Source organism: Rummeliibacillus sp. TYF005 (genome assembly GCF_003844195.1).
Lineage (GTDB): Bacteria > Bacillota > Bacilli > Bacillales_A > Planococcaceae > Rummeliibacillus.
On record NZ_ML122571.1, the window covers coordinates 1 to 12,257 of the forward strand.

Genomic DNA, 12,257 nt, shown 5'->3' on the forward strand with positions numbered 1-12,257 from the left:
TTATGATTGACATTTCACCCCTGGGCTTTTAGGATTAATAGAAAGCTATTTTATATTTAACTATATTTTACTTTTATTCTATTAATAAGTCATTCATTTGATATCATCTTTTACAAATTGTATTTTTAGTTTTAAGTACGACTGTACAACTATTTTCGAAGATTTTAAGCAAATGGTTAATGAGAGATAAATTTAATATACATCCAAATAGCCAAAATACCGATGATAAACAATGAGATAGCATAGCTAAAAGATGAATGCTTGACCGCTTCCATAAAGATTTCTTTCATGGTAACGACAACAATGATGCCTAACGCAATACTAATAATAAATGACCATAGTAAGGGATATTGCATACCAATGAAATTCCCTATTATTGCACCTATTGCTACAGGTAAAGATACAAAACAGATGATGAAGAGGAAAGTTTTAAATCTAAGACCTGCAAGAAATAACGGAACAAACATTGCTATCCCTTCAGGTATGTTATGTAAAATAAGCATTTGCAATAACGGTTTACTTATTTCAGAATGTTGACTTGAACCAAAAGCAATTCCTAGTGGAAGATTATGAATGGTAATGCTGATGGCTAATAACAATCCTGTTTGGATTAACTTTCCCTTTTGAGGATTTACCGTAGAAGGGATCAATCTATGTGAAAGTTCATGTATTTTTACAAAACTAAAAATTCCGATCATAGAGCCAATAGTAAATACCAGCACCCCTCCAAGCTCAATACTTTCAGGAGCAATCTCCAAACAAACTAGTCCCAATATTAAGCCTGTACATAAAGCATTAATGGTTGGCGCTTTTTGCTGTATTCCCTTCAAAAATAATGCAATAATACCTCCCAGACCAATCCCTATTGCTGTAGCTAAAAAACCAACAATTCCTATAGACAACATTAGCTCACCCCAAATTCTACTTATAATGATATATGGGATTCGCATAAAAATTATTCAGTTATTTACATAGCAAATTATAGTAAAAAACAGATTCATCCATTTTTAAATCTAAAACAAAAAGTGGATAGATCATATTAATACTATATCTATCCACTAATCCTTTTATTCTGTTACTCTTTTTCCAAATATCAATTTCAATAGTGGTGGAGTTGCTAATGTTGTGATCACAACGACAATAATCATCGGGGTATAATATTCAAATGGTAATAGTTTGCTATCTAATCCCATAGCAGCGATAATCAGAGCTACCTCGCCTCGAGAAATCATCCCTGCTCCAACCCCCATTGAAGAGCGCATGTTGAATCCTGATAATTTTGCCCCCAAACCAGAACCGATAAATTTTGAAAGAAGTGCGATTAATGAGAACACGGCGATCAGGCCAATTTGGTTTCCTATACCTTCAAATGACACGGCCAAACCAATACTTACAAAGAAAAATGGAACAAAAATACCATTGGCAATTGGTTCAACCTTTTCTTCGATTTCTCTCTTAAATGTTGTTTGTGCTATCGCAATTCCTGCAAAAAATGATCCTATAATTCCTGCAATACCAAGAATCTCCCCAAAATATGCAAATCCAAAGCAAATGATTAAAGCTCCACTTAATAACGGCTCTGTAACTTTCACTTTAGAAAATAGTCTTAAAAAATATGGAACCAACCATTTTGAAGCTAGAATTAGAATCACAAAGAATAATATTTTCTTTCCGATTAGTAAAGCAATACTAACATCAGAACCGGCAAAGAAACTCATCGCGATTGCTAATAAAACTACAACGATAATATCATCTAAAACAGCTGCACCGAGTAATGTTGCTCCTTCTTTACTATTCAACCAGCCTAATTCACGCAAAGTTTGGACTGAAATACTAACAGAAGTAGCAGCTAGTAACAACCCGATGAAAATCCCTTCAGCTGTAGAAAGTCCATAATAGTGTGCTCCTAAGTAACCCAGCCCAACTGGAGCAATGATTCCTCCAATGGCAACAAGCAATGCCGCCTTTTTATTGCGATTTAAATCATTCAAATTCGTTTCAAGTCCTGCTAAAAACATTAATAACAGAACACCTATTTCACTAAAAGTATGTAATATTTCTGTATCATGTACCCAATCCAATAAAGCAGGGCCCAAAATGATACCGATAATAATCTTCCCTAATACGGATGGTTGACCAAGCCTAACACTCAAGTGACCAGCTAATTTTGTGGCCAATAAAATAATAACAATTTGAAGAATAAACAAATCATTTCCCCCTTATTTTGAAATAAAAAACACATGGCGGGGCCAGATTGACTGACTCCACCATGTGTTACGTTAAGTATTTGATTTACATTTATCATACAGGACAATTCAATTTTTGTAAAATAAAAAATAGTAAGAGATTAATTGAATGCTGCTCGTTTCCCTCGCTTATAGGAGTTTCACCTTATCTCCAAGGTCTCTTTCTTCTCTTTCATCTGAATTCCTTTAATAGTGCTTTCTACTTTTGTTGGGTCGTGTTGGACGATAAAAACTTTACTATACTTTGCATAGTATTGATCATCGTGGGCTTTCGGAGATAGGATAATTAGTTTTCGTTTTAGTTCAGTTGCATATAATTCAAATACTTTTTCTTTACGAATTTCGTCTAATGCACTATCAAACTCATCTAAAATAATATAACCAGGAGTTGTATCTAGATGCTGTAGTAAAGCAAGTGCAAATAAGAGAGAGCTTAGGGATTCTTCACCTCCAGATACCCCTTTCCCATGTTTACCATTTCTCGCTTTTATACTTACATCTTCTAATTTGCTACCATGCCCATCTTTGTGTGCTTTCACATATAATTTGAATAGTGCTCGTCCACGGCGATCCTCAAAGCATTCCCATGAAATTTCACTTTCAAAGTTAAATTGTCCCATATATTGTTGGAATCGCTTATTAAGTTTAAGTACGTGCATATTAATCGTTGTTTCTAAATTCTTTTCGTTTTCTGAAACAAGGTCTTTACCTTCTTCTAAAAGTTCCTCCATCTTCCAGATATCCTCTTGTTTTCTATCGAATTCTAATTTACGAATCTTATAATTTTCTTCAGCATGTGGATCTACATCTGCATTTCTTGCTGTTTCAAAGGCAATTTTAGATTGTTCATTTTGTGATAGTAAGGTTGACATTGATTCATCTTGAACAACTTTTTCCTGGAGCGCTTCTTCAAATAATTCGGGAATGACTATTTCTAAATCTTTTAAAATCATTTCATTTCTCGTTATTTCCGCTTTGATTGTCAATATCTTATCATTAATTTCCATTTGTTTTTTATCAATATGGTGAATGGCTTGTTCATTATTTTCTTTGTCATTTGCTAATCGCCCAATATTACGTGATAAAGTATTCAGTAAATCCTGGATATCGTGAAATTGAAGTTGTTTCTCTCTTTTTGTCTTTTCATTGTCTTTTATATTCTGAATGAGCTGTTTTTCTTCTTTTTCATACTGCAGTAATTTTTGTTGCTCTGCTTTTATTTCTCCCAATTTTTTATAAATTTCTAGTTGTTCTTGGAGTGATTGTTTTTGCAGTTTTTCCATAGCCTGTTGTGCTTGTATCTCTATTAACTGTTCTTGTAAATCTAAATTTTCTTGTTGTACATCTAAGATTTTCCCCTGTAATTGTTGGATAAGCTTTTGATGCTCGCTCTTTTTATCCATTTCTAATACAAATGCTTCTGCTTTTTTTACATCTTTTATCACACTTTGTAAGTTATTTATCCGCTGTTCATATTCAGAACTAGATTGGATATCTTCTTGCAGTTGTTTTTCAGTTTCAGAAAGGGTCTTTTGCAATTGTGTTAAACGTATTTCTATTGCCTTATTACTTAATATAAAACTATCTACTTCTTGCGGTCCACGTATTCCTCGTTCATCGATTAATAACCCGTGTTGAAGTCTCGGTTGCTTTTCAAAGAATTGCTCTATCCAAAACAATACTTTGGTTGCCATAATCATTTGCTCCTCGGATAGCCCATCTCTAATTTTTAATTTTTGTTGCGGTAAATGATTCAAAAATTTTGTAGGGATAACGCCTGACAACGACACATGATAAAGGTCATTGGCTGGTTTGCATGAACGAGCTTTATAAAAAATTGTATACTTAATCGGATCTATTCGTTTTTCATCCTTCAAGGTTGCACTTTCATCTAATTCTACAAAGTCGCGTAGTGTATATGCTTGTATTCCTTGTCTTTTTAAATGTTGGATTGCATCTTGTTGGCGAATCGACATAATCTTATTTTGCTGTAACATGGTGATTTCCGCTTTTAATTGTTGGCATTTTTCTTCTGTTAAAGGGATTCTTTTTGCAAGCTGATTATAAGCCTGTTTATTTTGTTGTAAGCATTTTTCAACTTCATAACTACTTGTATAAATAGACAGCAGCTTTTTGAAGTCTTCCTCTTGAGCAATGATTGTATTTATCGCAAATTCTTCTTTTACTTTTTTGTATTGCCATTCTTCTACTCTTCTTGAATTTTCTATAATTTCGCCTTTATATATTTCAAGCTTTTTCTTTAATTCTTCCATTTTCACTGTATTTTCGACTACAAGTTTTCTTGCATCTTCCTCACTATATTGGAGCTTTTTTCGAAGCTCTTGGGTATTTTCAAGTTTTTTGTTGAGATGTTCAATTTCTGCTTTTAGTCGAAGGTGTTGATTGTGCAATGTTAGTTCTTTATGTTTTAGTTGGCGAATGGCTTTATCTAATTGATAGCTTTGTTGTTCCTTTTGCTTTTTTCGTTCTTTTAATTCAGATATTTGACTTAGAATTACTGTACTCTTATTTTGTAATCCTTGTAATTGTTGTTCTGTCTTTTTGAATTCGAGCTCAAAGTCTTTAAGTTCTTTTTCTAATTTTGCTTTAATGCTTAATGTCAGCCAAACATGATTTTTTCCATTTATACGAAGACTTCTTTCATTTGTTTTAAAACGATTGTATGCTTCATTGGCAATTTTCATCTGCGTTTCAATCAGCTTAATATTACTCTTTGTAACTTGTAATTCAGCTTCTAAATCCTTTAAATTTTCTACACTAATTTCCCATTTCCTTTGGATTTCTTCAATGTGATACATTTCACTAAAACGTCGAAAACGTTCTTCTGGCGTCATCGTTGCGAATTGATTGACTTCTTTTTGATACCAAATCAAGTAAAACATATCTGGATGGATTTTATATTTGTATATCAAGTCATCTCGATACATTGAAAGATTCGAGTAATGATCGCCCGAACGATATGTCGTGGTTTGTTTTAAATCATCTGGGGAATCTCCTGTATAAACCTTAAATTGTCTTTGAATAACTTCATTTGGTTCTTGCTTAATAAGTAGCTGAAAAGCGATAAAAGGAGCGCCATCAATTTTGGAAACGCCTGTATTATGAAAAGTTAATAACACTTCGGCATTCCATGTTTGACCAGAACGTAAATTGGCAGAGCGTAAGCCTTCAATATCAACTTTTGAGGAATACAAAGCTGCACCAATGGCAAAGGTGATTGTTGACTTTCCTGCTCCGTTTGGCCCTGAGATTAAAACATGTTCACCGTCTGCTCCAAATGTTAGTTTCACTGGTTTATAGTCTCGAATACCACTAAATTGTAAGCTATATGGAATCATAGTTCTTCCTCCTGCCTATACAAATTATGGCGTTTAAAAAATTTCACAACTTCTTCCTTACTTAACTGTGCCGATTGAGCAAATTCAGTCATTCTTCTTAGAAAAGAATTTGAAAACATATGTGCGCCAATCGCAGTTATCTTGTATGCTTGCTCCGATTGGGAAAGTTTAATATCTTCTACGGCACCGATTTTCTTTAATATCTCAATATTATTTTGTAATTTTCTACTTGCATGCTGCATTTCATGTCCAAAATCCATTAGCAATTGCTGTAACAATGTATATTCATGATTCAATACTTCTTGCTGATAGAACATGTATAATAATATCGCTAATGCTTCTTTGTTTAATGTCGATTTTGCTTGTTTTGCTGGGACTCTCATCATCACAATTAGTTGATCCCGTTTTTCATCGTAGATTACTTTAAAATATCTTGCGATTGCCTGATTCAATCGATTAATATAAGAATAAAATGCCTGTTCATCATTTTTAATATTCAACAGTTTTTCTACTTCTTTTCGTTTTAGCCCATAATTCTGTCCTTTGATTGCTGATGAAGAAGAGAAGAGTAATTGCATGAAGACTAATTCTTCTTCTGTAGATAAAAAAGCTTTAAGATTCTGCATCACCATCAAAGGATTTAGGTTTTGCTGTTCGTTGTCGTATACTATATTTTCTATCATCATCATTGCTCCACTCCCACTCTTTTTCGATGGTTTGTACATCTTCCTTACGATTTTCCTCTACATTCTGATTTCCTATTAAAGCTGATACCGCTAGTAATGTTCGAATACTGTCTCCCCAATTATTGGAACCTGATTGAACAATTAGCTGTTCCAATTCAACATCCTTTTTTCCTTCCAGAAATTCTTCTACTTCTTCCGTTTTAATATCTGATTTGGTCATTTGCCAAGAAACTTCAGAAAATATATCGCGAGCATTGGCTTTTTCAATTATTTCTTCTACATACTGGATTGGCACTTTTTCAATATCTTCCACATTTGCTTGGGGTTCATAGTTTTCTAAATAATCAATTCCCTCTTCAATATCTAGTCTACTAATTGGAGATGTAAATTTGATAGGTATCCACAGTCCATCAATTCCTTCATCATCATATTCTTGTTGTTCCATAAAGCTAAAAATTTCATGTCCATTTGGAATATTTGAATCTACAGGAGGCTCATACATATTGACGATGAATTGCCGTACCTTTTCTGGAGAAATACTGGTCGTTATAGGTGAATTTTTCATCATAACAAAACGATTGTATTTGTTTAAAAGTCCTAAACTCAAATCTGTTCCTTTTGTAAAAGCAGCTGCTCCTCTTTTCATTAAAGATTGCATAGCTTCATCAACTGACTTACATTGTTTTAAACGCGCATTCATCTTGTCATCTATTTCTCGCATTAAAGAATACAATTTTTCAATCCTCGGTAATGCATTTTTTTCCGCTAATAACTCTAATTGATGTAATTCAATTTGTTCGATCGCTACTTCGACATTTCTAATCATAGAAGCAATTTTGTGTTCACCTGAAATGCCACAATCATCATAGGCTTCACTTAACTCTGCATCACGGATTGCTTGGAATAATGGTCGAAAAAGATCATCTTGCATATGATAGGCCAGAGAATCATTTGCCATTCTTATGAGCATGTCAATCATTCGTTTACCTCTATCAAGCAGCTTTAACTTTTTCTTCTGCTTAGATATCCAGTTATGCTTTGCTAAAGTATTGCAAATTTGAATTACCTTTTCCAAAGATGGAGGTTCTCCGTCATGAAAATAGTGAATATAGCGATAAAATAATTCTTCCTCTGTTTCAATTGTTCGAGTTAAACCTAAAGCTTCTTCATTTAATAATTTAAGGATTTTTAAGAAACGAAGAATTTCAATCGGAGTTTGATAGATTTGTTGTGAATGCAAGTCATTTAAAACCCCTGAAAGTGACACTATATCACGCATTGTTTTCCTTAAATGTACTTGCTGAACAGTATTATCGAATATTGAAATCGGTATTTTATCTAATGATTGGTCGATTTTTTCCATGAAGGAACACCCCGTATTTATAATTTTCTAATAATTATCATTAAAAAAATTCAACTATGTATAAAAATACATAAATTTATTAAGTGTAGTAGAACCCATAAATTGATACTTTATTATCTATTTCTCTATTAAATGGTTAAAATCCTATCATTCAGCAAATAAAAACAAGAATGCCGATTGATATGGCATCCTTGTTTTTACTTTCACTATTTAAAATTAAGAAAGCTTTACAGATTCTTCTTGTAGTTTCACCAAAAATTCTTTCATCAATCCTGGCAAATCTGGCCAAGCGTGACCACTTATTAAATTGCCATCTTTATGAAGCGTTTCATCGATGTATGTGCCACCAGCAACTTGTACTTCAGGTTTGCAAGCTATATATGCGGTAAGCTCTCTTCCTTTAATCACCTCAGGTATAACTGCAAAAATTTGAGCCGCATGACAAACTGCAGCGATTGGTTTATTTGCTTCAAAGAAATGGGCTACAATACCTGGAATATGCTCATTTAACCGAATATATTCTGGAGCACGCCCACCAGGAATGATCAAACCATCATATTTCTCCGGTTTTATCTCTTCAAAACTAGCGTTTGCTTGTAAGCCATAACCAGGCTTTTCAGTATAAGTATCAACACCATCGATAAAATCATGGACAACCGTTTGAATTTTTTTAACGCTTGGAGCAGCAATTGTTACATCAAATCCTTCTTCTAAACAACGATAATATGGGTAATACACTTCTAATGCCTCAACTGCATCTCCTGTTAATATCAAAATCTTCTTCGTCATCTCATCATCCCTCCATCAAAGTATCATACGTAATTATAATTCGACATATAATTTAGAAAACCTTTACTAAAATACTGTTAATATATGTCTAAAAGGAAAAATCCCCCCTATCTTTAAAATAGTTAGGGGGGATCACACCTATTGTAGTATTTCTAAACTCGATAAATAGTAATTCTGATCATCCATCGGTAAAATAGATTTTAAATGTTTAATTTCTATAGTCTTTTCCTTTACCCTTGAAAACAAATCAAATGTTTCGAGGAAAAATTGTTGGTCTTCATCTGAATATATGTGATAAATTTTATTGTTTTTAAAAGTTATTTGTTCTAGCCGACTATTTCCTTTGTCTTCACGGCTAAGTTGTACAATTTTCTTAATATCTCCTGAAGTAACTTGATAATCGTAAACTTCACCTAAACCGTTTACATAAAAGAAATGGCCATTTTTTATGTAAGCTGAATTGTTAAAGTTAAATGGTAGACCGTTCTCAACTTCATCCTCGGAACGATATTGTATGAATGGGATTGTCTTTACTTTTTTCGTACTACGATTAACGATAACTAAATATAAATCCTCACTTTTTTCAGATTGATAATGTGTCATAACAAAATATAAGTTATGATTATCTGCTACTACTGGTGTAATAGCATCTAATTCTCCCGCATTTTCCAAGTGCAAATCAATTAGCTTTTTATTCAATACTTTAGACTTCAATTGTACTTGTCGCAAAGCGAACTCCCCTGTTATTAAATCTTGAGTGACAATAATGAGGCGATCGGATAATTGCCCGACAGTTGATATAAAAAAAGGAATATGTGCTGATTGAATTTTTTCCTCTCCGCCGTAACGAATAGTCGTTATATAATCATCCTTTTTACTGAACCCAGTATTATATAAACTATAAAACTGTCTCGTTTTAGATAGATATCCGGTTCTAATTCCTCTTAATTCTTCTGTAGGCATATCATAATTTTCCACTGAATTTCCTAGCATTATTACCTTTTTAGAATCCTCAATGAAAAGAACTTTTTTATTAAAATATGTACTTCCACTTTCTAAACCGGACAGTTTTAATGCATGCAATTCTCCTTTTTGATTGATAAATATCGCTTTGCTATTTCCTTTTCCTTTTTGTAACACATCTGTAGTAGATGATGCATATAGAACCGCTAGTTGCTGATTCAAAAAATTTGGTTGTGTCAACTCTGAAAATGATAGCTCTACTCCATTTGTTTTTGATGTTTTTTTTAAGCCTTCAAACGCGAAAGTTCCAATAATTATAAATATAATAAATGAAACTAACATAATCTGTTTTTTGTATTTCATGATTCCTCCAACCATTCTACACATTTTGTATAATTTAATGAAAGTAAATACCTTCATCTCTTAATATTCCAAATATGTTTCTATATTACCATAATCCAGGAAAAATTTTGAATAATTTTAAAAATCATTTCCGAAATAAATTAATTTAAAAAGCCGATTCCACTTGTTCGAATCGGCTTAACTAACAGCTATATCTTGATAATACCAATTTAAAAAATCTTCCTTCCTAACCATGTTTAGTACACATGGGGTTTGTTCTAACCATTCGAGTTTTTTCCATTCATAGTGGAATTGTTGTTCAACATTAAGCGTCATGTACGGTAATTTTGCTTGAGCTTTTTGTGAACGAATATTTTCAAGTCGAGCCCCAGCAAAAACATAATTTAAGTGCAATTTCTCAAATGCTATTTTAAGTATTTCTATTTTAGCAATTTCATTGTATCCTTTCCCCCAATATTCGCGCCCCAGCCACGTACCAACGTGACATGACTTTTGCATTTCGTCTATGTTTTTTAATGAAATAACACCAATGATATTATTACCCTCGTCAAGAATCACACGGGAAATATGATGTCCTAACTTTTCCTCTAATTGCATCAATCTTATAAAATCTCTTGTACCAGGAACAGAACATTGTGCATTTGTCATACCAAGAGCATTTCGCACTTCCGAGACACTCGTCAATTTAGAAATTTCTTCAGCATAGCTTACATCATGTGGAACTAAACGAATACATACCATTTAAAAACCTCCCTGAAGTACTACTTCCTCCAAGGTTGCTTGTATTTCGATCCTACGTTGTTCGAATATTGCAACCATATTAAATAAGATTGCTATAATTATAGACATAAAATAGACACATTTTCAAATTATTTCTATAAAATCATATGAATATTCTTTACGGGCATCATAAACATAGAATTTAAATCACTATAAAATTATATTATTTTAAGAAAATTCAGATAAAAAGAGGGTTTGAGTTATAAGTATAGAAATAATAGTTTTACCAAAGCATAAGGAGATGACTTATATGAAGGACATAAATACTGGAGTTTTTCTTTCTGTTTTAGGATTAATATTATTAGTTTCTGGAATTTTCGCACCAATTTATAGTCTCGGCATTCGATGGTTATTAGGAATATTAAGCGTATCTTCTTTTTACACAAGCTATACTATGATTACAACAAAAAATAAACGTCAAAAAATTACAACTTCCGTTTCTAAATTTTAAAGCAATAACTATTAAAATAATGAACGAGCAACTAAAATCATAATAACTATCAGTTGCCCGTTCATAATATATGGATTTCTATAAATTACTCTTTTTCTTTAGCACGTGCTTCTGTCATTTGCTTCCAAACAGATCCCATTGCTTCTTTACCTTGAGAAATACGGGCAATTGCCATCTTCACTTGTAATTTAACTTCAAACTCTGAATCACTACTTACTTCCTCTAAAGCTTTCAAAGATGCCTTAGTACCTGTTTCATACAAGAACATAGCCGCTCTCCAACGAACTAGTTTGTTACGATCTTTGAGAGCTTCCATCATCGCTGGTTCAAACTCTTCAAATCCTAAGTCACTTATGCAATCACCAGCAGTACGACGAACGGATGCGCTTCTATCTTGTAATGCTCGAACTAAACTTGGTACAACTTTTTTATCTTCAATCATTCCAAGATATACTGTTGCAAGACGACGAATTGACATTTTCTCATCTTCTAATGCCTTTTCTAACAATGGTAAATCACTAACTTCCGGGTCAGCCATTTGATCGAGTAATTGGAAACGTTTTTCCCAATCCTCTTTTTCGAATTCTTCTATATTCACTTTTCGTTTACGTTGTTCAACTACTGTCTTTTTCTCGTTGTTAGCTGTTATCAATTCTGCTAATCGACTTTCTGGATACGCAGCTTCTAACTCATCCACGATGCTCTTTCCAATTTCTTCTTTATCTCCATATCGAACACCATAATCTACCCATTTACGTTGTAATATATAGTTTTCATCACCTTGCATAGCTTTGTTAAATGCATCTATAAAACGCTTTTCTAATCCAAAACGTTGTTCAGATATGCTATCGAAAATTTTCACTTGGAGCGGAATACCTTTGAACATTTGAACATGCACATAAACTTCACCGTAATGCTCATCTATTTGTTCACCAACTGAGGCTTCATGTTGTTCACCGAAAGCATTACGAACAGCTGCTAAAATATTTTCCCAATCATATTTTGAAATGCGTTCAACTGCTAAAAAATCCGCAACATGATATACACCTTTCACACCCTCAATGGAAAGAATTTCTTGAATTTCTTTTGGAGCATCTTGTTTGTTTTTATCATTATAATTATTGGCAGTACCAAAAGGTAATTCTTGGTCAAGGATTACCTTCATCGTATTTGGACTTGGAGTCGGTTCAATTGCAACAATTTTCATCTAATTTTCCCCTTTTAATATTTATCGCTAAATTTGTGAAATGAGATTGT

At 33.0% G+C, this 12,257-nt stretch carries 10 protein-coding genes; 1 reads left to right on the forward strand and 9 read right to left on the reverse strand.

Translation table 11 applies throughout. The features are described 5' to 3' along the window. Window positions 1-176: 176 nt before the first annotated feature. The 8 genes from CW357_RS13590 to CW357_RS13625 form a co-directional block, all read right to left on the reverse strand. Window positions 177-902 (reverse strand): ZIP family metal transporter, encoded by a 726-nt coding sequence (locus CW357_RS13590; RefSeq protein WP_164489607.1) that lies wholly within the window; start codon window positions 900-902, stop codon window positions 177-179. Window positions 903-1,067: 165 nt separating this feature from the next. Then, window positions 1,068-2,207 (reverse strand): cation:proton antiporter, encoded by a 1,140-nt coding sequence (locus tag CW357_RS13595; RefSeq protein WP_124218334.1) that lies wholly within the window; start codon window positions 2,205-2,207, stop codon window positions 1,068-1,070. A 179-nt stretch (window positions 2,208-2,386) separates the two neighbouring features. Beyond that, the gene (locus CW357_RS13600; protein WP_124218335.1) at window positions 2,387-5,605 is read right to left on the reverse strand and encodes a coiled-coil domain-containing protein; all 3,219 of its coding nucleotides are present in this window, start codon (window positions 5,603-5,605) and stop codon (window positions 2,387-2,389) included. Continuing rightward, complete coding sequence (locus tag CW357_RS13605) at window positions 5,602-6,288, reverse strand: hypothetical protein (RefSeq protein WP_119416097.1); 687 nt, start codon at window positions 6,286-6,288, stop codon at window positions 5,602-5,604. The genes CW357_RS13600 and CW357_RS13605 overlap by 4 nt, the downstream gene beginning before the upstream one ends. Continuing rightward, a complete protein-coding gene (locus CW357_RS13610) occupies window positions 6,218-7,654 on the reverse strand; it encodes a hypothetical protein (protein ID WP_233548081.1) in 1,437 nt (478 codons plus the stop codon). Before CW357_RS13610 ends, CW357_RS13605 begins: the two co-directional genes overlap by 71 nt. A 216-nt stretch (window positions 7,655-7,870) precedes the next feature. Beyond that, window positions 7,871-8,443 carry a DJ-1/PfpI family protein gene (locus CW357_RS13615; RefSeq protein ID WP_119416067.1) on the reverse strand — a complete coding sequence of 191 codons (573 nt, stop codon included), beginning with the start codon at window positions 8,441-8,443 and terminating at the stop codon, window positions 7,871-7,873. A 138-nt stretch (window positions 8,444-8,581) separates the two neighbouring features. After that, window positions 8,582-9,769 carry a hypothetical protein gene (locus CW357_RS13620; RefSeq protein WP_124218336.1) on the reverse strand — a complete coding sequence of 396 codons (1,188 nt, stop codon included), beginning with the start codon at window positions 9,767-9,769 and terminating at the stop codon, window positions 8,582-8,584. A 177-nt stretch (window positions 9,770-9,946) separates the two neighbouring features. Then, window positions 9,947-10,510: a GNAT family N-acetyltransferase gene (locus CW357_RS13625; protein ID WP_124218337.1), complete on the reverse strand. Its 564-nt coding sequence runs from the start codon at window positions 10,508-10,510 to the stop codon at window positions 9,947-9,949. 289 nt (window positions 10,511-10,799) lie between these two features. On the opposite strand from CW357_RS13625, the gene CW357_RS13630 reads away from it, so the two are divergent. Continuing rightward, window positions 10,800-11,000 (forward strand): hypothetical protein, encoded by a 201-nt coding sequence (locus CW357_RS13630; RefSeq protein WP_124218338.1) that lies wholly within the window; start codon window positions 10,800-10,802, stop codon window positions 10,998-11,000. A gap of 85 nt (window positions 11,001-11,085) precedes the next feature. On the opposite strand, the gene CW357_RS13635 is transcribed toward CW357_RS13630, so the two are convergent. Continuing rightward, window positions 11,086-12,207: a conserved virulence factor C family protein gene (locus tag CW357_RS13635; RefSeq protein ID WP_124218339.1), complete on the reverse strand. Its 1,122-nt coding sequence runs from the start codon at window positions 12,205-12,207 to the stop codon at window positions 11,086-11,088. Between the last annotated feature and the right edge of the window lie 50 nt (window positions 12,208-12,257).